The 23,788-nt window shown below is 66.5% G+C and carries 22 protein-coding genes; 3 read left to right on the top strand and 19 right to left on the bottom strand.

The window, feature by feature from the left end:
- Positions 1-9 precede the first annotated feature (9 nt).
- A complete protein-coding gene (locus EV675_RS20655) occupies positions 10-624 on the bottom strand; it encodes a biliverdin-producing heme oxygenase (protein ID WP_130359370.1) in 615 nt (204 codons plus the stop codon).
- Positions 625-877: 253 nt separating this feature from the next.
- On the opposite strand from EV675_RS20655, the gene EV675_RS20660 reads away from it, so the two are divergent.
- On the top strand, positions 878-3,055 hold the full coding sequence (locus EV675_RS20660) for a malate synthase G (RefSeq protein WP_130359372.1): 2,178 nt from the start codon (positions 878-880) through the stop codon (positions 3,053-3,055).
- A gap of 61 nt (positions 3,056-3,116) precedes the next feature.
- On the opposite strand, the gene EV675_RS20665 is transcribed toward EV675_RS20660, so the two are convergent.
- On the bottom strand, positions 3,117-3,797 hold the full coding sequence (locus tag EV675_RS20665; RefSeq protein WP_242621517.1) for a peroxiredoxin-like family protein: 681 nt from the start codon (positions 3,795-3,797) through the stop codon (positions 3,117-3,119).
- 84 nt (positions 3,798-3,881) lie between these two features.
- On the opposite strand from EV675_RS20665, the gene EV675_RS20670 reads away from it, so the two are divergent.
- Both EV675_RS20670 and EV675_RS20675 read left to right on the top strand, forming a co-directional pair.
- Positions 3,882-4,895 carry a Bug family tripartite tricarboxylate transporter substrate binding protein gene (locus tag EV675_RS20670; RefSeq protein ID WP_423213233.1) on the top strand — a complete coding sequence of 338 codons (1,014 nt, stop codon included), beginning with the start codon at positions 3,882-3,884 and terminating at the stop codon, positions 4,893-4,895.
- A gap of 14 nt (positions 4,896-4,909) precedes the next feature.
- On the top strand, positions 4,910-5,899 hold the full coding sequence (locus tag EV675_RS20675) for a 2-dehydropantoate 2-reductase (protein WP_130359374.1): 990 nt from the start codon (positions 4,910-4,912) through the stop codon (positions 5,897-5,899).
- Here EV675_RS20675 and EV675_RS20680 read toward each other — a convergent pair.
- From EV675_RS20680 to EV675_RS20760, 17 genes are all read right to left on the bottom strand, one after another.
- Positions 5,889-6,464, bottom strand: a complete 576-nt coding sequence (locus tag EV675_RS20680; RefSeq protein ID WP_087839420.1) for an NUDIX domain-containing protein — start codon at positions 6,462-6,464, stop codon at positions 5,889-5,891. The two genes, EV675_RS20675 and EV675_RS20680, sit on opposite strands and share 11 nt — an antisense overlap.
- A complete protein-coding gene (locus tag EV675_RS20685) occupies positions 6,461-6,781 on the bottom strand; it encodes a DUF2818 family protein (RefSeq protein ID WP_130359376.1) in 321 nt (106 codons plus the stop codon). Before EV675_RS20685 ends, EV675_RS20680 begins: the two co-directional genes overlap by 4 nt.
- Before the next feature lie 72 nt (positions 6,782-6,853).
- Positions 6,854-8,335 carry an NADH-quinone oxidoreductase subunit NuoN gene (gene nuoN / locus EV675_RS20690; RefSeq protein ID WP_087839418.1) on the bottom strand — a complete coding sequence of 494 codons (1,482 nt, stop codon included), beginning with the start codon at positions 8,333-8,335 and terminating at the stop codon, positions 6,854-6,856.
- A gap of 18 nt (positions 8,336-8,353) precedes the next feature.
- Positions 8,354-9,841, bottom strand: a complete 1,488-nt coding sequence (locus tag EV675_RS20695) for an NADH-quinone oxidoreductase subunit M (RefSeq protein WP_165404681.1) — start codon at positions 9,839-9,841, stop codon at positions 8,354-8,356.
- 11 nt (positions 9,842-9,852) lie between these two features.
- A complete protein-coding gene (gene nuoL / locus EV675_RS20700) occupies positions 9,853-11,895 on the bottom strand; it encodes an NADH-quinone oxidoreductase subunit L (RefSeq protein ID WP_130359380.1) in 2,043 nt (680 codons plus the stop codon).
- Between the two features lie 27 nt (positions 11,896-11,922).
- Positions 11,923-12,231, bottom strand: coding sequence for an NADH-quinone oxidoreductase subunit NuoK (nuoK, locus tag EV675_RS20705; RefSeq protein WP_087779243.1), 309 nt, complete (start codon positions 12,229-12,231; stop codon positions 11,923-11,925).
- Positions 12,228-12,875, bottom strand: coding sequence for an NADH-quinone oxidoreductase subunit J (locus tag EV675_RS20710; protein WP_087839415.1), 648 nt, complete (start codon positions 12,873-12,875; stop codon positions 12,228-12,230). The genes nuoK and EV675_RS20710 overlap by 4 nt, the downstream gene beginning before the upstream one ends.
- Positions 12,876-12,889: 14 nt before the next feature.
- Positions 12,890-13,378 (bottom strand): NADH-quinone oxidoreductase subunit NuoI, encoded by a 489-nt coding sequence (nuoI, locus tag EV675_RS20715; RefSeq protein WP_087779241.1) that lies wholly within the window; start codon positions 13,376-13,378, stop codon positions 12,890-12,892.
- 41 nt (positions 13,379-13,419) lie between these two features.
- The gene (gene nuoH, locus EV675_RS20720; protein WP_087839414.1) at positions 13,420-14,493 is read right to left on the bottom strand and encodes an NADH-quinone oxidoreductase subunit NuoH; all 1,074 of its coding nucleotides are present in this window, start codon (positions 14,491-14,493) and stop codon (positions 13,420-13,422) included.
- Positions 14,493-16,820, bottom strand: a complete 2,328-nt coding sequence (gene nuoG, locus EV675_RS20725) for an NADH-quinone oxidoreductase subunit NuoG (RefSeq protein WP_087839413.1) — start codon at positions 16,818-16,820, stop codon at positions 14,493-14,495. The genes nuoH and nuoG overlap by 1 nt, the downstream gene beginning before the upstream one ends.
- 76 nt (positions 16,821-16,896) lie before the next feature.
- Positions 16,897-18,216: an NADH-quinone oxidoreductase subunit NuoF gene (gene nuoF / locus EV675_RS20730; protein WP_087839412.1), complete on the bottom strand. Its 1,320-nt coding sequence runs from the start codon at positions 18,214-18,216 to the stop codon at positions 16,897-16,899.
- On the bottom strand, positions 18,213-18,716 hold the full coding sequence (gene nuoE, locus EV675_RS20735; protein ID WP_087839544.1) for an NADH-quinone oxidoreductase subunit NuoE: 504 nt from the start codon (positions 18,714-18,716) through the stop codon (positions 18,213-18,215). Before nuoE ends, nuoF begins: the two co-directional genes overlap by 4 nt.
- 31 nt (positions 18,717-18,747) lie before the next feature.
- Positions 18,748-20,001 (bottom strand): NADH-quinone oxidoreductase subunit D, encoded by a 1,254-nt coding sequence (locus tag EV675_RS20740; protein ID WP_087839411.1) that lies wholly within the window; start codon positions 19,999-20,001, stop codon positions 18,748-18,750.
- 2 nt (positions 20,002-20,003) lie between these two features.
- Positions 20,004-20,597: an NADH-quinone oxidoreductase subunit C gene (locus EV675_RS20745; RefSeq protein ID WP_087839410.1), complete on the bottom strand. Its 594-nt coding sequence runs from the start codon at positions 20,595-20,597 to the stop codon at positions 20,004-20,006.
- Positions 20,598-20,687: 90 nt separating this feature from the next.
- Positions 20,688-21,164 carry a NuoB/complex I 20 kDa subunit family protein gene (locus EV675_RS20750; RefSeq protein WP_087779235.1) on the bottom strand — a complete coding sequence of 159 codons (477 nt, stop codon included), beginning with the start codon at positions 21,162-21,164 and terminating at the stop codon, positions 20,688-20,690.
- Positions 21,165-21,200: 36 nt separating this feature from the next.
- On the bottom strand, positions 21,201-21,560 hold the full coding sequence (locus EV675_RS20755) for an NADH-quinone oxidoreductase subunit A (RefSeq protein WP_087839409.1): 360 nt from the start codon (positions 21,558-21,560) through the stop codon (positions 21,201-21,203).
- A 394-nt stretch (positions 21,561-21,954) separates the two neighbouring features.
- Complete coding sequence (locus EV675_RS20760) at positions 21,955-23,619, bottom strand: methyl-accepting chemotaxis protein (RefSeq protein WP_130359382.1); 1,665 nt, start codon at positions 23,617-23,619, stop codon at positions 21,955-21,957.
- Positions 23,620-23,788: the final 169 nt, after the last annotated feature.

Consider the following 23,788-nt stretch of genomic DNA (forward strand, 5'->3'; position numbering starts at 1 on the left):
ATCATTCCCTCATGCGAGCGACGGCTCGCCCTTCAGATCATAGCTGCGCGCCAGCAGCACGGCGAAACGCTCGAAGGCGGCGCTGGCCCCGGCCACCACCCGGTCCTGCTCCTGGGCGGACAGGCCGCTGCCGTCCAGTGCCTGGACGAAGCGCTTCCACGCCGCGCCGCGCCCGTCGGCCGGCGCCGCCAGGTTGCGGGCGCCGAAGTTCTCGTCCAGCCCCAGCCGCTGGCCCGCTTCCTTGAACAGGAAGGCCGCGCCCAGCTTGGAGCCCTCGGACACGTACAGCCAGCCCAGGCCTTCGGGCAAGGCCATGCCCTGGCCCCGCGGCGCGTCGCCGGTCTCGGGAATGGCCTGCCCCAGGTCCTGCAGGTCGGCATGGGCCGCCGCCAGCCGGGGCCGCGTGGCCAGGTCCGGAATCAGCGCCGCGTAGGCCCGATCGTCGTACAGCGACTCGATGTCGCGCTGGAAAAGATACTGGGCGGCGACGAAGCGGCCGTAGCTTTCCCGGGTGTCGAACGGCTTGAGCGACATCACGAGCTTGTCGAGCTTCTCGTGCAAGGGAGCGGTTGCGGTCTTCAGGCGAAGAGCCAGCGACGACGGGGAGGCGCTTTGGAGCGACATGGCGTAATACCTCTGACGGAAATGCAAAAGAGAATCGATATCAATTACATCGAATTATGCCTGCTCGGCCGGCATCTGTCTCGCCCCGCGCGCTCCGCCCCCTCGCATTCCCTCTCCCCACGCAAAGCAATTGTGACTCCGGCGCACGGTATCCCGGGCCCTGCGCCCGGCGCCTGCGTTTATCATCGATACATCCCATTGGCGCGGCCCGCGGGGGCCGCCAGCACCATCAGGCATAGCCAGGAGAACCCCCATGACGGAACGCACCCATCGCCACGGCCTGCAAGTGGCGAACGAACTCGACCGCTTCATCGAACAGGAAGCCCTGCCCGGCACGGGCCTCGACAGCGATCGCTTCTGGCAAGGCTTCTCGCGGATCGTGCACGACCTCGCGCCGAAGAACCGCGCGCTGCTGGCCGAACGCGACCGCCTGCAGGCCGAGATCGACGGCTGGCACCGCGCCCATCCCGGTCCCGTCAACGACCAGGCGGCCTATCGCGCCTTCCTGGAGAGCATCGGCTACCTGCTGCCCCAGCCCGAGCAGGTGCGCGTCACCACCGACAACGTCGACACCGAGATCGCCGAACAGGCCGGCCCGCAGCTCGTGGTGCCGGTCTCCAACCAGCGCTACGCCCTGAACGCCGCCAACGCGCGCTGGGGCAGCCTGTACGATGCCCTGTACGGCACCGACGCCCTGCCCGAGACCGGCGGCGCCGAACGCGGCGCCGGCTACAACCCCGTGCGCGGCCAGGCCGTCATCGCCCGCGCCCGCGCCTTCCTCGACCAGGCCGCGCCGCTGGCGCAGGGCTCGCATGGCGATGCCGCCGGCTACTCGGTGCGCGACGGCAAGCTCGTGGTCGCGCTCGGGCAGGGCGAGACCGGCCTGCGCCGGCCGGAGCAATTCATCGGCCACCAGGGCCAGGCGCAGGCCCCCTCGGCCATCCTGCTCAAGAACAACGGCCTGTACTTCGAGATCCAGGTCGACCGCGCCAGCCAGATCGGCGCCACCGACACCGCCGGCGTCAAGGACGTCGTGCTGGAATCGGCCATCACCACCATCATGGACTGCGAAGACTCCGTCGCCGCGGTCGACACCGACGACAAGGTCAAGATCTACCGCAACTGGCTGGGCCTGAACAAGGGCGACCTGACCGAGGAAGTCACCAAGAACGGCAAGACCTTCACCCGCCGCCTGAACGCCGACCGCGACTACACCGCCGCCGACGGCTCGTCGCTGACGCTGCACGGCCGCTCGCTGATGTTCGTGCGCCACGTCGGCCACCTGATGACCAACCCCGCCGTGCTCGACCGGGACGGCAACGAGATCCCGGAAGGCATCCTGGACGCCGTGGTGGCCACGCTAGCCTCGCTGCCCGACCTGAAGATCCGCCGCAACTCGCGCAAGGGCTCGTTCTACGTCGTCAAGCCCAAGATGCACGGCCCGGCCGAAGTCGCCTTCGCCAGCGAACTGTTCGACCGCGTCGAAGACCTGCTGGGCCTGCCGCGCCATGCGATGAAGATGGGCATCATGGACGAGGAGCGCCGCACCAGCGTCAACCTCAAGGCCTGCATCGCCGCCGCCAGCCCCCGCGTGGCCTTCATCAACACCGGCTTCCTGGACCGTACGGGCGACGAGATCCACACCGCCATGGAAGCCGGCCCCATGCTGCGCAAGGGCGACATGAAAGCCTCGGCCTGGATCGCCGCCTACGAACGCAGCAACGTGCTGATCGGCCTGGATGCCGGCCTGCGCGGCCGCGCCCAGATCGGCAAGGGTATGTGGGCCATGCCCGACCTGATGGCAGCCATGCTGGAACAGAAGATCGCCCACCCCAAGGCCGGCGCCAACACCGCCTGGGTCCCCTCGCCCACCGCCGCCACCCTGCACGCCATGCACTACCACCAGGTGGATGTGCAGGCGGTCCAGCAGGAACTGGAAAAGACCAGGCTGAGCACCGTCAGCCAGGAACTCCTGCAGGGCCTGCTGACCGTCCCCGTCGGCAACCCCGCCGCCTGGTCGCCCGCCGACATCCAGCAGGAACTCGAGAACAACGCCCAGGGCATCCTGGGCTACGTCGTGCGCTGGATCGACCAGGGCGTGGGCTGCTCCAAGGTGCCCGACATCCACAACGTCGGCCTGATGGAAGACCGCGCCACCCTGCGCATCTCCAGCCAGCACATCGCCAACTGGCTGCGCCATGGCATCACCAACGAAGCCCAGGTCCGCGACGTGCTCAAGCGCATGGCCAAGGTGGTCGACCAGCAGAACGCCAGCGATCCGCTGTACGAACCCATGTCCGGCAACGAGGAAAGCTCGCTGGCCTTCCAGGCCGCCTCGGCCCTGGTCTTCGAAGGCCGCAGCCAGCCCAACGGCTACACCGAACCGCTGCTGCACGCGTACCGCGCCAAGAAGAAGGCGCAGGCCCGCTAACCCGGGCACATCCGACCCCGGGCGGGGGCACCGCTCCCCGCGCGGGCCGGATGCGGCCGTCTCAAGCATCCTTCCTGGATGCATCCCCCGCATACTGATCCACCGCCCCCGCCATCTCCCTAAGCACCTCCTCCATGGACTTCGTCCCGTAGGGATAGAAAGCCTTCTTCTCACCCCGCCGCCACCGCTCCCGCACCTGCGGGTCCCGCAAGTCCCAATCCGGACGCATCTCGCGCGTCAGCGCCCGCAACTCCCCATGCAACTCCGCGACCGACGGGCGCCCCCAGTAGTAGTAGCCGTTCCAGATCTTGCGTATCTTCAGCCCCGGCGCCAGCAGCAAGGTATGCGGGATCATCGGTTCATGCTGCGTATCCGTGTACTCCAGGATGTCCAGCTCGTCCCGCACCCGCCTCTGCTCGTCGTACAAGAACGGATAATGCGCCCCCAACTGCTGGCGCAGATTGTTGGTCGTATGCCAATCGTCAATGGTCACCACCACCAGCCGGCAGTTGCCCACCACCAGTTGCGGATGGAACCGCGTCAACGCCTTCAACTGCTCGCGGTCCTTCGGGCAGAAGAATCCGCGGATCAGCACCAGCAGCATGGGATCGTCGCCCTGCAGCGCCGACAGCGCGCGGGGCGTCTTCGTATGGTCGGGCAGGACATAATCGGGCAGCACTGCCCCGCTTCCAGCTTCATCGTCATGATGCACCTCCTGTTGAACCAGGATGACGCGCGGCAAGCGCCGTGCCCACGGCTGTTTTGACGCGCTGCGGGACGGGCACTATTCTTAGCGGGCAACAGAAAAACCATGAGGAGACCAACCATGCCCCACCGCCTCCGCGCCCCGTTGGCGCGCCGCGCCTTCCTCGCACAATGTGCGGCCGCCGCAATGCTTGCCGGCGCCGCGCTCCCTCTCACGGCCCACGCCGCCGACGCCTACCCTTCCAAACCCGTCACCCTGGTCACCTCCTTCTCCGTCGGCAGCGGCCCCGACACCGTGCTGCGCCTGGTGGCCGACCGCCTGGGCAAGGCCTGGGGCCAGCGCGTCGTGGTCGAGAACCGGCCCGGTGGCGCGGGCTTCGTCGCCATCGACTCCTTCAAGCGCTCGGCACCCGACGGCTACTCGCTGCTGCAGCTCGACAGCGAACAGCTCGCCGCCCTGCCCCATCTGTACAAGAGCCGCCAGTACGATCCGGACAAGGTCTTCGACCCCGTCGCCACCCTGTTCATCACTCCCTTCCTGGTTTCCGTCTCGGCCCAGTCGCCGTGGAAATCCGTGTCCGACCTGGTCGCGGCCGCCAAGGCCAAGCCCGGCCAGGTCACCTACGGGTCCTGGGGCATAGGCAGCCCCGGCCACCTGGGCGGCATCGCCCTGGAGAACGAAGCCCACGTCAGCATGCAGCACGTGCCCTACAAGGAAGTCGGGCAGTTGTACGCGGCCGTCAGCACCCAGGAAGTGAACTGGAGCATGGCCACCATCGCCTCCAGCCAGGGCCCTTACCAGGCCGGCAAGCTGCGCTACATCGCGGTCGCGGCGCCCAAGCGCATCCCGCAGATGCCCGACGTGCCCACCGTGGCCGAAAGCGGCGGGCCCGCCAGTCTGGACGTCAATTCCTTCGTCGTGCTGCTGGCGCCCAAGGGCCTCCCGGCCGCCATCCGCGACAAGATCAACGCCGACGTCGCCAAGGTCGTGGCCGATCCCGAGATCAAGAAGCGCCTGGACACCTTCGCCTTCCAGACCATCAGCTGGTCGCCCGACGAGATCCATCGCCAGGTCGCGGCCAAGTCCAAGACCTACCAGGGGCTGATCCAGAAGGCCAACGTCACGCTGGAATGACGCGGGGAACGGGCATGAGGGTCTGCATCGTCGGCGCCGGCGCCATCGGCGGTTTCATCGGCGCCCGCCTGGCCGCCACCGGCGCCTGCGCGGTCAGCGCCCTGGCCCGCGGCGCCACGCTTGCGGCACTGCAGTCGCACGGCTGGCGGCTGCGGCAGGACGGCGGGCTTCTCCAGGCGCCGGCCATGGCCAGCGACCGCGCCGAAGCCCTGGGCCGGCAGGACCTGGTGGTGATCGCGGTCAAAGGCCCTGCCCTGCCCGCCGTGGCGGACGGTCTCGCGCCGCTGCTGGGCCCGGACACCGCCGTGCTGCCAGCCATGAACGGCGTGCCGTGGTGGTTCGCGCACGGTATCCTGCCGCCGGAGCAGGCCAGCCTGGCGACCATCGACCCCGATGGCCGGATTGCGCGCGGCATCCCCGCCGCGCGCGTGGTCGGATGCGTGGTCCACGCCAGCACCTCGACGCCGGAACCGGGAGTCGTCCAGCATCACATGGGCGGCGGGCTGATCATCGGCGAACCGGACGGCTCGGCCTCGGATCGGGTCGAGCGCATCGTCGCCCTGCTCGCGCAGGCGGGCTTCGACGCCACGGCCTCGCGGACCATCCGCCATGACATCTGGTACAAGCTGTGGGGCAACATGACCATGAACCCGGTCTCGGCCATCACCGGCGCCACGGTCGACCGCATCCTGGACGACCCGCTGGTGCGCCGGTTCTGCTCCGATGCCATGGACGAAGCGGCGCGCATCGGCCGCGAGCTGGGCTGCGCCATCGACCAGAGCGCCGAGGACCGCCACGCCGTCACGCGCAAGCTGGGCGCCTTCAAGAGTTCCATGCTGCAGGATGCGCAAGCCGGCCGTCCGCTGGAGCTGGACGCCATCGTGGCCGTGGTGCGCGAACTGGGGCAGAAAGTAGGCGTTCCCACGCCCAGCATCGATGCCCTGTTCGGCCTGGCCCGCCTGTACGGCCGGGCGCACGGCCTCTATCCGGACGTCAGCGCGTAGAAGAAGAGACGAAGAACGCGCCGATCACCGTCTTGACGTCGGTGACCTCGCCCTGGCGGATCCAGGTCATCAGGTCCTCCAGCGGGGCGGTGAATACTTCCAGGAATTCGTGCTCGTCCAGCTTCTGCTCGCCCCGCTCCAGGCCCTCGGCCAGGAACAGCACGATGCGCTCGTTGGCGTAGGCAATGGCGTTGTGGATGGTGGTGAGCTCGGTCCACTTGCTGGCCCGGTAGCCCGTTTCCTCCAGCAGCTCCCGCTGGGCGGTGGCCAGCGGCGCCTCGCCGGGGTCGATCTTGCCGGCGGGAAACTCGATGAAGGCCCGGTGCATGGGATAGCGATACTGCCGCACCAGCACCACCTGCCCGTCCGGCAGCAGGGGCACGATCATGGACGCGCCCGGATGCATGATGTATTCGCGCGTGGCCGTGGCCCCGCCCGGCAGCCGGACGGTATCGCGGCGCACGTCCAGCAGCTTGCCGCGGAACACCGGCTCGCTGGTCAGCGGTTCCTCGCGCAGCCGGTCCGAGCTGCGCGCCAGTTCTTCCAGGGCTCGATCGTCGCTCATCGGGCAGTCCGTTTGAAAAGATAACGGTACACGAAACCCGGGTAGGCCAACACGAGGTACAGCGTCAGGGTAATGGCGTAGAACTGCCAGCCCTGGGGAAACACGTTGCCCAGGCTGGCCTCGAATCCCAGGCCGATGGCGCCGACCACCAGATACAGCACCAGCACCTCGGCCAGCCGCAGCCAGAACGGCTTGCGGGCGCGCGCGCCGTCCCGGCGGAAGGTCACGGCGCCGAACACGCGTTCCGACAGGAACGGCAGGTTGGCGGTCACCAGGGCCAGCAGGATCAGGACGTAGATGGCGAGGGTCTGTTTCAAGGCGGGGTTCCTGTCACGACAAACCCGGTCGGAACGGCAGCGGCGCGATCACGCCGCTGCCGGAAGAGAGGCTCAGAGCGCGAGCGAGCTGGAGATGGCCTGGGCGCACAGGGCGACCAGCGGCGCGGGGAACACGCCCAGGACCAGCAGCAGCACGCCGTTGACCGACAGCACGGTACGGAAGCCCGCCGAACCCTGCAGCGGGGCCTGGTCGACCGGATCGTCGAAGTACACGACCTTCACCACCCGCAGGTAGTAGAAGGCGCCGATCAGCGAGAACAGCACGGCCACCACGGCCAGCACGACGTGGTTGGTCTGGATCAGCGACTGCAGCACCGCCAGCTTGGCGTAGAAACCGACCGTGGGCGGAATGCCCGTGAGCGAGAACATCTGCACCAGCATCACGCCGGCGAACCACGGGTTGCGGCGGTTCAGGCCCTTCAGGTCGTCGACGTTCTCGCACTCGAAGCCCGAGCGCGACAGCAGCATCAGCACGCCGAACGAGCTGAGCGTGGTCAGCACGTAGACGACCACGTAGAACATGGCCGACGTGTAGGCGTTCTGGGCGTTGAAGGCGCTGCCCTCGACCACGCCGGACATCAGGCCCAGCAGCACGAAGCCCATGTGCGAGATGGTCGAATAAGCCAGCATGCGCTTGATGTTGGACTGCATGATGGCGGCCAGGTTGCCGATGGCCAGCGACAGCACGGCCATGATGGCCAGCATGGGCTGCCAGTCGGCCGCCAGGCCGAACAGGCCGTCGACCAGCAGGCGCAGCACGATGGCGAAGGCGGCCAGCTTGGGCGCGCCGCCCAGCAGCAGCGTCACGGCCGTGGGCGCGCCCTGGTAGACGTCGGGCACCCACATGTGGAACGGCACGACGCCGAGCTTGAAGGCCAGGCCCGCTACCAGGAACACCAGCCCGAAGACCAGGATCATGTGGTTGTCGGTGGCGCCGGAGGTGGCGCGGGCGATGCCGGCCAGGTTCAGCGTGCCGGTGGCGCCGTAGATCATGGACATGCCGTACAGCAGCAGGCCCGAGGCCAGCGCGCCCAGCACGAAATACTTCATGGCCGCCTCGGTTGACACGGTGTGCTCGCGGCGCAGCGCGACCAGCGCGTAGAACGACAGCGACATCAGCTCCAGGCCGAGGTAGATCGTCAGCATGTTGCCGGCCGAGATCATGACCATCTGGCCCAGCAGCGCCAGCAGCGACAGCACATACAGCTCGCCGCCGCGCAGCATGCCGCGGTCCTTGGCGTAACCCTTGCCGTAGATCAGCGTCACGCCCACCGCGATGTACGAGAACACCTTGAGCACGTGGGCCAGGCTGTCGGTCACGTACATGCCGTCGAAGGCCGCGCCCTGCACGCCCGAGGCCAGGTCCGACAGGCTCATCCAGGTCAGCACCACCAGCGTGGCCAGGGACAGGATGTGCGTCACCGCGCGGCCTTCATCCTTGACGAACAGGTCGATCAGCAGGATGACGGACGTCAACACCAGCAGCGTGATCTCCGGCGCGACGAGAGACAGGTTCAGATTGGCGAATTCCATTGCGTAACGTCCGGCGTCTTACAGTTTCGAAATGGCGACATGCTTGAGCAGCGCGTCGACCGAGACGTGCATCACGTCGGTGAAGGGCGCGGGATGGACGCCCATGTACAGCACGGCGATGGCCATCACGCCCAGGATGAAGAACTCGCGGGCATTGACGTCGGTCAGCTCGCGCACGTGCTGGTGGGTGATGTCGCCGAACACGACGCGCTTGACCATCCACAGCGAGTACGCGGCGCCCAGGATCAGGGCGGTGGCGGCCAGGAGGCCGATCCAGAAGTTGTACTCGACCGAGCCCATGATGACGAAGAACTCGCCCACGAAGCCGCTGGTGGCCGGCAGGCCGCTGTTGGCCATCGAGAACAGCACGAAGAACGTGGCGAACTTGGGCATGGTGTTGACCACGCCGCCGTAGTCGGCGATGCGGCGCGAATGCACGCGGTCGTACAGCACGCCTATGCAGAAGAACATCGCGCCCGACACGAAACCGTGCGAGATCATCTGCACGATGGCGCCTTCGACGCCCGCGGTATTGAAGATGAAGAAGCCCAGGGTCACGAAGCCCATGTGCGCCACGGACGAATACGCGACCAGCTTCTTCATGTCGTCCTGCACCAGCGCCACCAGGCCGATGTAGATGACGGCGATCAGCGACAGCGCGACCATCAGGCCCGACAGGCTATGCGCGGCATCGGGCACGATGGGCAGCGACAGCCGCAGGAAGCCGTAGGCGCCCAGTTTCAGCATGATGGCGGCCAGCACCACCGAACCACCCGTGGGCGCCTCGACGTGGGCGTCGGGCAGCCAGGTGTGGACCGGCCACATCGGCACCTTCACGGCGAAAGCCATCAGGAAGGCCAGGAAGACCAGGATCTGCTCGGTCTGGCCCAGCGGCAGCTTGTGCCAGGTCAGGATGTCGAACGTGCCGCCGGCCGAATGCCACAGGTAGATGAAGGCGACCAGCGTCAGCAGCGAGCCCAGCAGCGTATACAGGAAGAACTTGAACGCCGCGTAGACCCGGTTGGGGCCACCCCACACGCCGATGATGATGTACATCGGGATCAGCGTGGCCTCGAAGAACACATAGAACAAAAGGCCGTCCAGCGCCGCGAACACACCTATCATCAGGCCCGACAGGATCAGGAAGGCGCCCATGTACTGGGCGACGCGGCTGGTGATGACTTCCCAGCCGGCCAGCACCACGATGATGGTGATGAAGGCCGTCAGCAGGACGAACCACAGCGAGATGCCATCCACGCCCAGGGAATAGGAGACGCCGTACTCGGCGATCCAGGTGGCTTTCTCGACGAACTGCATCTGCGCCGTCGAGGCGTCGAAGCCGGTGTACAGGGGCAGCGTGACCAGGAGGCCGGCGATCGCGCCGATCAGCGCCAGCACGCGGGCGACGGTGGGATTGCTGTCACGCCCCACCGCCAGCACCAGGATGCCGAACACGATCGGGGTGAAGATCGCAAGCGAGAGCCACGGAAAAGAAGTTTGAGCCATATCGCTTGCCATCAATTGTTCAGCAGGACGAAGAAGGTCACCAGGGCCATGATGCCGATGATCATGGCGAAGGCGTAGTGATAGATGTAGCCCGACTGCAGGTGGCGGACCACCCCGGCGAACCAGCCGACCAGACGGGCGCTGCCGTTGACCAGGAGGCCGTCGATCAGGGACTTGTCGCCCACCTTCCAGAAGCCGCCGCCCAGTGCGCGGGCACCGCGCGCGAACACGGCTTCGTTGATCTTGTCCATGTAGTACTTGTTGTCGAGCAGGTTGTACAGCCAGCCTGCGCGAGCCTTGATGGCGGCGGGAATGGACGGCTTGACCATGTAGAAGAACCACGCCAGGACCACGCCGGCCAGCATCAGCCAGAACGGCACGGTGCTGAAGGCATGCAGCCCGTAGGCCACCCAGCCGTGGAAGTCCTCGGCCAGGTGCTCCATGACCGGACGGTCGGGCGAATTGAAGATCACGCCCTTGAAGAAATCGCCGAACAGCATGGGGCCGACCGCGATCGCGCCGATGATCACTGACGGGATGGCCAGCAGCACCAGCGGCACCGTCACTACCGCGGGCGACTCGTGCGGCACGCCGCCATGGTGGTGGTCGTCGTGGCCGTGGTCGTCATGGCCGTGGCTGTCGTGGGCGTGGTCGTCGTGTCCATGCCCGTGCGCGCCCGAGGTGTCGAAGCGCTCCTTGCCGTGGAAGACCAGGAAGTACAGGCGGAACGAGTAGAACGCCGTCACGAACACGCCGGCCAGCACCGCGAAGTAGGCGAAGCCCGAGCCCCAGACGTGGGACAGCTTGGCTGCCTCGATGATGTTTTCCTTCGAGTAGAAGCCGGCGAAGAACGGCGTGCCGATCAGCGCCAGCGAACCCAGCAGGAAGGTGATCCAGGTAATGGGCATGTACTTGCGCAGGCCGCCCATGTTGCGGATGTCCTGGTCATGGTGCATGCCGATGATGACCGAACCCGCCGCCAGGAACAGCAGCGCCTTGAAGAAGGCGTGGGTCATCAGGTGGAAGATCGCCACCGAGTAGGCCGAGGCGCCCAGCGCCACGGTCATGTAGCCCAGCTGCGACAGCGTGGAATAGGCCACCACGCGCTTGATGTCGTTCTGGATGATGCCCAGGAAACCCATGAACAGCGCGGTGATCGCGCCGATGACGATGATGAACGACAGCGCGGTGGGCGACAGCTCGAACAGCGGCGAGAAACGCGCCACCATGAAGATGCCCGCCGTCACCATGGTGGCGGCGTGGATCAGCGCGGAGATCGGGGTCGGGCCTTCCATCGAGTCGGGCAGCCAGACGTGCAGCGGGAACTGCGCCGACTTGCCCATGGCGCCCACGAACAGCGCGATGCAGGCCACGCTCAACAGCATCCAGTCGGTGCCCGGGAAGGTCAGGCCGGCCAGCTTGTCCGACTGCGAGAACACCTCGGTGTAGTTCATCGAACCGGCGTAGGCGAACAGCAGGCCGATGCCCAGCACGAAGCCGAAATCCCCGACCCGGTTGACCAGGAAGGCCTTCATGTTGGCGAAGATCGCGGTGGGACGGGTGTACCAGAAGCCGATCAGCAGGTAGGACACCAGGCCCACGGCCTCCCACCCGAAGAAGAGCTGGAGCATGTTGTTGGACATGACCAGCATCAGCATCGAGAAGGTGAACAGCGAGATGTAGGCGAAGAACCGCTGGTAGCCGGGATCGTCCTTCATGTAGCCGATGGTGTAGATGTGCACCATCAGCGACACCGAGGTGACCACCACCATCATCATGGCCGACAGCGTGTCGATCATGAAGCCGATTTCCAGCTTGATGCCGCCGATCGCGCTCCAGGTGTAGAGCGTGCCGTTGAAGGTGTTGCCCGCCAGGACATCCTGCAGCACGAATGCCGAGCCGATGGCCGAGACCAGCACGCCCAGGATCGTGACCCAGTGCGCGCCGGCGCGGCCGACCCAGCGTCCCAGGAAGCCGGTGCCGAACAGGCCGGCGATGGCGGACCCGACCAGCGGGGCGAAAGCGATGAGGAGATAGAGCTTAGGTACCGACATGTCTTGATTTTCTCGTAGCCCGGACCGTCAGCCCTTCAGCCGGTCAAGTTCATCAACATTGATCGTGTTCAGGTTGCGGAACAATACAACCAGGATCGCCAGCCCGATGGCGGACTCGGCGGCCGCCACGGTCAGGATGAAGAACACGAACACCTGCCCGCTCAGATCGCCCATCCAGCTGGAGAAGGCGACGAAATTCATGTTCACCGCCAGCAGCATCAGTTCGATCGCCATCAGCAGCACGATGATGTTCTTGCGGTTGAGGAAGATGCCGACGATGCTGATCGCGAACAGGATCGCGCCCAGCACGAGGAAGTGGCCTAGGGTCAGGGTCATGGTTGGCTTCCCTTGGGTTCGGTGGCGGCAGGCGCCTGGGCGCCCTCGCCTTCCCGGGAATTTTCGGTTTGCGACGGAATCGATACCAGGCGGACGCGGTCCTGGCGCCGCACGCGGATCTGCTCGGACGGCCGGTTCACCTTGACGTCGGAGCGGCGGCGCAGCGTGAGCGCGATGGCGGCGATCATGCCCACCAGCAGGATCACGGCGGCGATCTCGACGGCGTAGATGTATTCCGTATACATCGCCACGCCGATGGCGCGCGTGTTGTTGAAGTCGGCCGGCGCCTGCGGCACGCTGGGGTCCCAGTAGGCGTTGGCCAGCACGAAGGCCATTTCCCCGACCATGATGGCGCCCACCACGATGCCGAGCGGCAGGTAGGTCTTGAAGCCCTGGCGCAGCTTGGCGCTGTCGATGTCCAGCATCATCACGACGAACAGGAACAGCACCATCACCGCGCCCACGTACACGAGCACCAGCAGGATGGCGAGGAACTCCGCCTTCAGCAGCATCCAGATCATGGAGGCCGTGAAGAACGACAGCACCAGGTGCATGACGGCGGTGACGGGGCTGCGCGCGACGATGACCCGGCAGGCGGCCACGACAAGGATCGCGGCGAATATATAGAACAGTATGGCGGTCATGGTGTGGGTTTCGTTTACCGGTATTTCGCGTCCTGCGCACGGTTCTGCGCGATCTCGGCTTCATAGCGGTCGCCGACCGCCAGCAGCATTTCCTTGGTGAAATACAGGTCGCCCCGCTGTTCGCCGTGATATTCGTGGATGTGCGTCTCGACGATGGAGTCAACCGGGCAGCTCTCCTCGCAGAAGCCGCAGAAGATGCACTTGGTCAGGTCGATGTCGTAGCGGTTGGTGCGGCGCGTGCCGTCCTCGCGCACCTCGGATTCGATCGTGATCGCCACCGCCGGACAGACCGCCTCGCACAGCTTGCAGGCGATGCACCGCTCTTCCCCGTTGGGGTAGCGGCGCAAGGCATGCAGGCCGCGGAAGCGCGGGGACATCGGGGTTTTTTCCTCGGGGTACTGCACCGTGATCTTGCGGGCGAACATGTACCGCCCCGTCAGGCGCAATCCCTTGAGGAGTTCGGTCAGCATCAGGCTGCCGAAGAATTCCTTGATCGCTTGCATGATTCAGTCCTGCCTATTCTTGGGCTCGCACAGGGCGGGCGTTACTTCCAGATGTTCCAGGGCGTCTGCATCCAGACCGCCACCACGAGCAGCCAGACCAGCGTCAGCGGGATGAAGACCTTCCAGCCCAGGCGCATGATCTGGTCGTAGCGGTAGCGCGGGAAAGACGCACGGAACCAGATGAACAACGAGACCACGAAGAACGTCTTGAGCGCCAGCCAGATCCAGCCCGGCACCCAGGTCAGCGGGGCCACGTCGACCGGAGGCAGCCAGCCTCCCAGGAACATGATCGAGGCCAGCGCCGACAGCAGGATCATGTTGGCGTATTCGCCCAGGAAGAACAGGGCGAAGGTCATGCCGGAGTATTCCACCATGTGGCCGGCAACGATTTCCGACTCGCCTTCGACCACGTCGAAGGGGTGGCGGTTGGTTTCCGCCACGGCCGAGATGACGTAGATCACGAACAGCGGCAGGAGCGGCAGCCAGTTCCACGACAGGAAGGTCAGCCCCATGCCGGCGAAGCGGCCGTCGGCCTGCTTCAGGACGATCTCGCTCATGTTCAGGCTGCCGGACACCAGCAGCACCGTCACCAGCACGAAGCCGATGGCCAGCTCATAGGACACCATCTGCGCCGAGGCGCGCAGCGCGCCCAGGAAGGCGTACTTCGAGTTCGAGGCCCAGCCGGCGATGATCACGCCATAGACGCCCAGCGAGGTGATGGCCATGATGTAGAGCAGGCCGGCGTTGACGTTGGCCAGCACCACCTCGGGGCCGAACGGCACCACCGCCCAGGCGGCCAGCGCGGGCATCAGCACCACCGCGGGCGCCACGATGTAGAGCACCTTGTTGGCGTTGCTGGGAACGATCACTTCCTTGGTCAGCAGCTTGAGCACGTCGGCGAAGGGCTGCAGCAAGCCCTTCGGGCCCACGCGGTTGGGGCCCAGGCGGACGTGCATCCAGCCGATCATCTTGCGTTCCCAGTACGTGAGGTAGGCCACGCACAGGATGATGGGCACCGCGATGCAGACGATCTTGACGATGTTCCACACCACCGACCAGGCTGCCGGGCCGATCAGCTCCGTTCCTTGAGCCTGAATGACGTCGATCCACTGCATCAGGCACGCTCCACGCTGAGTTGTTCGAATGCGCCGCCGAGCGCGAAGGTCGAGACATGGGCGGCGGCGATGCGCACGGCGCCTGCGGGCACGGCGTCATCCACGGAAAGAAAGAGTTCGACCGAGCCGGTCGCCGACTTCACCCGCACGCGGTCGCCGTCGGCCAGCCCCAGGTGCGCCACGGTGGCGGCGCTGGCCCGGGCCTCGGGCGCGTCGGCGGCCGGGGTCGATTGCAGCGCCGCGGCGCGGCGCGTAATGGCGTCGCTGGCGAACAGCGGCACGTCGGCCACGCGCTGCAGGCCCTGGACCGCGACGCCCACGCCCGGCTTGGCGCCGATGGCGTTCGACAGGCGCGGCGCGATTTCGCCCGCCAGCACCGCGTCGCGCACGGATTCGGAGGTCTCGTCGTCGAAGCCGGGCAGCTCCAGCGCGTTGCCCAGCACGCGCAGTACCTTCCAGCCCGGACGCGTCTGACCCAGCGGACGGACCGTGCCCTTGAAGCTCTGCGCCCTGCCCTCGGCATTGACGAAGGTGCCCGAGGTCTCGGTGAACGGCGCGATGGGCAGCATCACATGGGCCCAGTCCTCGGCGGCGGAGCGGTACGAGGTCAGGGCGACGTTGAATTGGGCGGCGCGCAGCGCGCGCAGCGCGGCCACGCCGTCGGCCGCGTCCAGCGCCGGCTCGGCATGCACCACGATATGGGCCTTGAGCGGTTCGGCGAACATCTGCGCCGCGGTCTTGCCGCCGCGCACCGGCACGGCCTCGGCCAGGTAGCCGCCCACCGTGTTGCCGCCTTCGGTGGTGAAGCCCAGGCGGGCGCCGGTGGCCTGCGCGATCAGTTGCGCGTTGGCCGCCAGCGTCGAGGCCTGGGGATGCTGCGCCGCCAGGTTGCCCAGCAGCACGGCCGTGTTTTCGCCGGAAGCCAGCAGCTCGGCGATGCGGCGGGCCGCTTCGCCCGGCTGCACGCCGGCCAGTTCGGGCGCGACGGCCGCTTCCTTGGCCTGGGCCAGCGCCACGGCGATCTCGGCCAGCACGGAGGGCAGCGCCGCCGGGGCGACCGTGACGCGCTCGGCCACGGGCATCAGCGGATCGTCGGCCGCCACGTCGACCAGGATGACCTGCGTGCCGGACTTGGCGGCCTGGCGCAGGCGCTGCGCCAGCAGGGGATGGTCCTTGCGCAGGAACGAGCCGACCACCAGCACGCGGTCCAGCGCGCCGACGTCGGCCAGGGCCATGCCCAGCCACGGGGCGCCGCCGCGCGCGGCATCGAAGCCGGTATCGGTCTGGCGCAGGCGGAAATCGATGTTGTCGGAACCCAGGGCCCGCACCAGGCGGGCCAGCAGCGCGAATTCCTCGGTCGTGGCGTATTGGGCCGCCAGCGCGCCGATCTGGCCGGCGCCGTAGCTGTTCTTGACCGATTGCAGCCCGGCCGCGACGGCGTCCAGCGCCTCGGCCCACTCCACTTCCTTCCACAGGCCGTCGGCGCCGCGCACCATCGGGGCGGCCAGGCGGTCCTCGCTGTTCAGGCCTTCGTACGAGAAGCGGTCGCGGTCGCTGATCCAGCACTCGTTGACGGCTTCGTTCTCGAACGGCACGACGCGCATGACGCGGTCGTTCTTGACCTGGACGATCAGGTTGGCGCCGATGCTGTCATGCGGGCTGACCGACTTGCGGCGGGCCAGCTCCCAGGTACGGGCGCTGTAGCGGAACGGCTTGGACGTGAGCGCGCCCACCGGGCAGATGTCGATCATGTTGCCCGACAGCTCGGACTCGACCGCACGGCCCACGAAGGTGGTGATCTCGGAATGCTCGCCACGGTTGATCATGCCGAGTTCCATCACGCCGGCGATCTCCTGGCCGAAGCGCACGCAGCGGGTGCACTGGATGCAGCGGGCCATTTCCTCGGCCGACACCAGCGGGCCCAGGTTTTTGTGGAAGACGACGCGCTTTTCCTCGCTGTAGCGCGAGGACGAGCCGCCGTAGCCCACCGCCAGGTCCTGCAGCTGGCACTCGCCGCCCTGGTCGCAGATCGGGCAATCCAGCGGGTGGTTGATCAGCAGGAACTCCATCACGCCCTTCTGGGCGTTGATGGCCTTCTCGGAAGCGGTATGGACCACCATGCCGTTGCTGACCGGCGTGGCACAGGCGGGCAGCGGCTTGGGGGCCTTCTCGACGTCGACCAGACACATGCGGCAGTTGGCCGCGATCGACAGCTTCTTGTGATAGCAGAAATGCGGCACGTAGAGGCCGACCTTCTGGGCGGCATGCATGATCATGCTGCCCTCGGCCACCTCCACTGTCTTGCCGTCGATCGTAATTTCAACCATCTTATTTCCGTTTGCCCCGTCATCGGGCGGGGCGTGTGCGTTTCGGTAAATGCTCTCGTTGCGCGCGCGCCGGCGGCTACAGGTACTCGGGCACCAGGCAGTGCTTGTGCTCGATGTGGTACATGAACTCGTCGCGGTAGTGCTTCAGGAAGCCCCGCACCGGCATGGCCGCGGCATCGCCCAGCGCGCAGATCGTGCGGCCCATGATGTTGCCGGCCACCGAATCGAGCAGGTCCAGGTCTTCCGGGCGGCCCTTGCCGCTCTCGATGCGATGGACCACGCGATACAGCCAGCCCGTGCCTTCGCGGCACGGCGTGCACTGGCCGCAGCTTTCCTCGAAATAGAAATACGACAGGCGCAGCAGCGACTTCACCATGCAGCGCGTCTCGTCCATCACGATGACCGCGCCCGACCCCAGCATCGACCCGGCCTTGGCGATCGAGTCGTAGTCCATCGTGCAGTCCATCATGATGTCGGCCGGCACCACCGGGGCGCTGGAGCCGCCGGGAATCACGGCCTTCAGCTTGCGACCGCCCCGCACGCCGCCGGCCAGTTCCAGCAGCTTGGAGAACGGCGTGCCCATCGGCACCTCGAAGTTGCCGGGGTATTCGACGTCGCCCGAGACCGAATAGAGCTTGGTGCCGCCGTTGTTGGGCTTGCCCACCTGCAGGTAGGCGTCGCCGCCGTTGCGGATGATCCAGGGCACCGCGGCGAAGGTCTCGGTGTTGTTGATCGTGGTCGGCTTGCCGTACAGGCCGAAGCTGGCCGGGAACGGCGGCTTGAAGCGCGGCTGGCCCTTCTTGCCTTCCAGCGATTCGAGCAGCGCGGTTTCTTCGCCGCAGATGTAGGCGCCGTAGCCGTGGTGGGCGTGCAGCTGGAAGCTGAAGTTCGAGCCGAGGATGTTGCTGCCCAGGAAGCCGGCGGCGCGCGCCTCTTCCAGCGCTTCCTCGAAACGCTCGTACACCTCGAAGATCTCGCCGTGGATGTAGTTGTAGCCCACGGAGATACCCATCGCGTAGGCGGCGATGGCCATGCCCTCGATCACGATGTGCGGGTTGTAGCGCAGGATGTCGCGATCCTTGAACGTACCCGGTTCGCCTTCGTCGGAATTGCAGACCAGGTACTTCTGGCCCGGGAAGGTGCGCGGCATGAAGCTCCACTTCAGGCCGGTCGGGAAGCCCGCGCCGCCACGGCCGCGCAAGCCCGAGGACTTGACCTCGGCGATGACCTGCTCGGGCGTCATGCCGCTGGACAGGATCTTGCGCAGGGCCTCGTAGCCGCCGCGCGCGACGTAGTCGTTCAGGCGCCAGTTGCCGCCGTCCAGCCCCGCCATGATCTGCGGGTCGATGTGGCGGTTGTGGAACGCCGTGCTGATGACCGGTTCGGCCACGCTCATTTTGCACCTCCGGCATTCGCCTCGGCCTTCAACTCATCGACGAGCGCGTCGAGCTTGGCCTCGGACATCTGAATGCACATACGCTTGTTGTTCACCAGCAGCACGGGCGCGTCGCCGCAGGCTCCCATGCATTCGCCCTCGAGCAGCGTGAACACGCCGTCCGCGGTCGTTTCCCGATAATCGATGCCCAGCTTCTGCTTCAGGTGATGCCCGGCCTTCTCGCCGTCGCGCAGGGCACAGGGCAGGTTGGTGCAGACCGAGATCTTGTACTGCCCCATGGGCTTGAGGTTGTACATGTTGTAGAAGGTCGCGACTTCCTGCACGGCGATGGGGGGCATGCCGAGGACGTTCGCGACTTCTTCCATCACCTCTTGCGACAGCCAGCCCTTCTCGTCCTGCGCGATGGCCAGCGCCGCCATCACGGCGGACTGTTTCTGCTCGGCCGGGTACTTGGAGACTTCGCGGTCGATCTTCTTGAGGGCCTGTTCGGAAAGCAGCATGGTGGTATCCGGTTGGGACGCGGTCATGGGTTCAGCGGTCGATCTCGCCGAACACGATGTCCTGCGTGCCGATAATCGTGACGGCGTCGGCGATCATGTGGCCGCGCGCCATCTCGTCCAGCGATTGCAAGTGGGCAAAGCCCGGGGCGCGGATCTTCAGGCGGTACGGCTTGTTCGCACCGTCCGACACCAGGTAGATGCCGAATTCGCCCTTGGGGTGTTCGACCGCGGCATAGGCCTCGCCCGGAGGCACGTGGAAACCTTCGGTGAAGAGCTTGAAATGGTGGATCAGCTCTTCCATGCTGGTCTTCATCTCGGCGCGGCTGGGCGGAGCGACCTTGTGGTTGCTCGTCATGACGGGGCCGGGATTGTTGCGCAGCCATTCCACGCACTGCTTGATGATGCGGTTGCTCTGGCGCATTTCCTCGATGCGGACGAGGTAGCGGTCGTAGCAGTCGCCGTTCGTGCCCACCGGCACGTCGAAGTCGACCAGGTCGTAGACCTCGTAGGGCTGCATCTTGCGCAGGTCCCACTCGATGCCCGAACCGCGCAGCATGGGGCCGGTGAAGCCCAGCGCCTTGGCGCGCTCGGGGCTGACGATGCCGACGTCGACCAGGCGCTGTTTCCAGATCCGGTTGTCGGTCAGCAGGGTCTCGTACTCGTCGATGTAGCCGGGGAAGCGGTTGGTGAAGGACTCGATGAAGTCGAGCAGCGAGCCCGAGCGGTCATCGTTCAGGGCCTTCATTTCCTTGTCGCTGCGCAGCTTGCTGGGGCGATACTGCGGCATGCGCTCGGGCAGGTCGCGGTAGACGCCGCCCGGGCGATAGTAGGCCGCGTGCATGCGGGCGCCCGAGACCGCCTCGTAGCAGTCCATCAGGTCCTCGCGCTCGCGGAAGGCATACAGGAACACCGCCATCGCGCCCACGTCCAGCGCGTGCGAACCCAGCGACATCAGGTGGTTCAGGACGCGGGTGATCTCGTCGAACATCACCCGGATGTACTGCGCCCGCAGCGGCACTTCCACGCCCAGCAGCTTCTCGATCGCCATGACGTAGGCGTGCTCGTTGCACATCATGGACACGTAGTCGAGACGGTCCATGTAGGGCAAGGCCTGCAGGAAGGTCTTGTGCTCGGCCAGCTTTTCGGTGGCCCGGTGCAGCAGCCCGATATGGGGGTCGGCGCGCTGGATGACTTCGCCGTCCAGTTCCAGCACCAGGCGCAGTACGCCGTGCGCGGCCGGGTGCTGGGGACCGAAGTTGAGGGTGTAGTTCTTGATCTCTGCCATGATTAGCGCCCTGCTCCGTAGCCATCTTCACGAATGACGCGCGGCGTGACTTCGCGCGGCTCGATGGTGACGGGCTGGTAGATGACCCGCTTCTGCTCGGGGTCGAAACGCATCTCGACGTTGCCCGACAGCGGGAAGTCCTTGCGGAAGGGATGGCCGATGAAGCCGTAGTCGGTCAGGATGCGGCGCAGGTCGGGGTGTCCCTCGAACAGCACGCCGTAGAAATCGAAAGCCTCGCGCTCGTACCAGTTGACGCCGGGCCAGACGTCCACCAGCGAGGGCACGACCGGCATGTCGTCGTCGGCCGCGTAGGTGCGCACGCGCAGGCGCCAGTTGTGGGCGATCGAGATCAGGTGCAGCACCACGGCGAAGCGCCCGGTCTCGCGCACCTCGTTGCCGTAGGTGGAGTAGTCGACGCCGCACAGGTCGATGCAGCTCTCGAAGCTCAGCCCGGCATCGTCGCGCAGCGTCCGGCACACTTCCACGTACCGGTCCACCGGCACCTCGAGCGTCAGCTCGCCCAGGGCGAGAGTCAGGCGGATATCTTCGCCCAAGGCGCTCAGCAGATTCTGGCGCAGGGTTTCAAGCTTGGTCATGAGCGCTCGGATCAAAAGACGACGCCGGACGGGCCTGGGCCGGTCCGGGCGGAAGGATGGGAGTGGAAAGCGCGCGCACCGGCATCGACGTCAACGCGCGATGGTGTTGGTGCGGCGGATCTTGTTCTGCAATTGCAGCAAGCCGTACACCAGCGCTTCGGCGGTGGGAGGGCAGCCCGGGACGTAGACGTCGACCGGCACGATGCGATCGCAGCCGCGCACCACCGAATAGGAATAGTGATAATACCCGCCGCCGTTGGCGCACGAGCCCATGGAGACCACCCAGCGCGGCTCCGGCATCTGGTCGTAGACCTTGCGCAGGGCCGGCGCCATCTTGTTGCACAGCGTGCCGGCCACGATCATCAGGTCGGACTGGCGCGGGCTGGGCCGGAAGATGATGCCGAAGCGGTCCAGGTCGTAGCGGGCCGCGCCCGCGTGCATCATTTCGACCGCGCAACAGGCCAGGCCGAAGGTCATGGGCCACAGCGACCCAGTCTTGGCCCAGTTGATGACCTTGTCGGCGGTCGTGGTGATGAAGCCTTCGTTGAGAATTCCGTCGATAGCCATGAATGAAACCCGATGTCCTTCGGCGTGCCGCTGGGATCACTCCCAGTCCAGCGCGCCCTTTTTCCATTCGTAGATGAAGCCGATCACGAGAACGGCCAGAAATACCGCCACGGTCCCGAAACCGAGCAGGCCAACCTGCTCGTTGGCCATGGCCCACGGAAACAGAAACGCGATCTCGAGATCGAACAGGATGAACAGGATGGCGACGAGGTAGTAGCGCACGTCGAACTTCATGCGCGCGTCCTCGAAGGCCTCGAAGCCGCATTCGTACGGAGAGAGCTTTTCGCTGTCCGGCCGGTTCGGGCCGATCACGGAGCCCAGGAACATCAGCGCGAAACCGATGACGCTGCCCACGATGATGAACAGCAGGACAGGAAGGTAACTCTCGATATTCATCAGCTAACCTGTTCGAGTCACGCCACGGACATGAAAGGTGCCCGAGGCGTCATTTGCAAAATCGGCAGGATGCGGACCAGACTTCCCTGCGGCGGGCAAGCCGAATGCCGCCTGTTGCCGCCCCGTCCGGAGCCGGCGCCATTCTAGACCACCCGCGTGTGCTTACATGCAAGGATGTATGTTTTTGCGCGGACCGCTGCGTTGTGAAGCCAGCGCGTGTCGACACAAAAACTGTCGGCGCAAAACCAAAACTGTCTTACCGGCTACTGCGGTAACTGTCGGACATGCATGTTTCATTCCCACGCTCGTCCGCCCGCAAGTATAGCGCAAACCCTGAGTCAACCGAAACGCCTCCGTGCCCTCGCATCCCAGGAAAAACGGCGTCCGGCAAGGCTTACGACACCCTGAACGAATTGACGGTTTCGTCGACCGTACGAACGGTTTCACGCAGGCTGGCGGCCTGGGCCGCCATGGCGCCGGCCGCCTCCCGGTAATGCCCGGCCATGCCAGCGACGTCGCCCACGTGGCGGGCGACGCCGTCGTTCAGCGACGACTGCTCGCGCAGCGCCTGCCCGATGGCGGCCACCACCCGGGCGGCCTGCTCGGAACCGGCGCGCAGTTCACCCATGAAACGGCCCGCCTCCCCGGCGCTGGCCTGCCCCACCGTCACGGCATCCATCACCTCCCGCATCAGCTCGGCGGCCGCCATCGTTTCATCGGCGATACGCTCCACGGTCTGGCCGATCTGCGAGCTGGATGCCGCGCTTTTCTCGGCCAGCGTCCTGACCTGCTCGGCCACGACCGCGAAGCCCCGGCCGTCCTCGCCCGCCCGCGCCGCCTCGATCGCCGCGTTCAGGGACAGCAGCTTGGTCTGCCCGGCGATGTCGGAGATCAGCCTGGCCACGTGGCGGATCGACTCGCCATGGCGGCCCAGCGCGTCCAGCGCCCGCGACGCCGCCGCCATCCGGCCGGCGATCGCATCCATCCGGCCGCCCGCCGTCCCGATCAGTTCGCCGCCGCGCTGGGCCAGGCCACAGGCGTCGCGCGACAGGCCGATCGCCTCCTCCACCGACTCCGCCACCTGCGCCATGCTGGCGGCCACCGCCTGCATGGACACCGCCATGCGCCCGGCGGCGTCGTTCTGGCGGGCCGCGCCCCCGGCCACCTCGGCCGCGCCGGCGGACACCTCGTCGCCGGCGGCGTTCATGGTCGCCGACAGGCCCTGCATGGTCGCCAGCGACGTGCGCATGCGCGCCACCAGCCGGTCCAGCGCGCGCGCCATGTCGGCCACCTCGTCATTGCCGCGCACGTCCGCGCGCGGACGGAAGTCCAGCTCGTCGGCGATGGAAGCCAGACGCGCCCGCATGCCGTCGATCGCGCCCACGATGGCGCGGCCCACGCGCCACGCCCCCGCCAGCATCAGCAGGATGGCCGCCAACCCCACGCCCGCGATCAGGCCCGCCAGGCCGCCGCTGGCCTGCCGCAGCGCCGCCGCCCGCTCGGCCGCGGCCTGCGCGCCGGCCTCGGCCAGGGCCTGCATGGCCTGCTGGGCCTGCACGTAGTAGGACTCCTGCGCGGAATAGGCCGCAAGGTACTTCAGCAGCAGGAAGCGCTGGCGCTCCTCGCTGTCGACCTCCACCAATTGCTTGAGCAGATCGGTAAGCGGCTTTTCCTTTTCTGCCCAAGCATGGAAGGCCGTATCGAAACTCCGCAGCGCCTCGGACTCGCCGTCGGTGGCGGGAGCGTTCGACAGGGCGGCGCGGGCAGCCTCCATCGCGGCCCAGGTGCGGCCCTTCGATTGCAGCATGCGCTCCCATTCGTTGCGGGCCTCGATGGAATATTCGTCGGCCCACTGGAGCGGTTCGAGACTATGGCGGGCGATCTGCACCTGCCCTTCCCGAAGCGCGCCCAGCGCCACCAGCGCCGGCACCCGCCGCTGCGCGTAATCGTCGACCGCCGCGCTCAGGCGCAGCAACCCGGCCACCGCACAGCCGGCCACGACCGCGATCGCCACGATGCCGGCGGTCCCCAACGCGAACAATTTGCTTCGTATCTTCATGACGTCCTGATGAAAACCCTAGGCCACAAACGGCAACGGCGGGGTCCCGAAGAACCCCGCCGTTGCGCGTCATGCTGTTTAACGGCCCGGGCAGGACGGCGCTTTAGCAGCGTTACATCAATGACGCCTCCGTGACATGCCGCCCCCTTGCGTGCGAGGCCAGTAAAAA

Origin of the sequence: Pigmentiphaga kullae, assembly GCF_004216695.1 — a bacterium.
Lineage (GTDB): Bacteria > Pseudomonadota > Gammaproteobacteria > Burkholderiales > Burkholderiaceae_B > Pigmentiphaga > Pigmentiphaga kullae.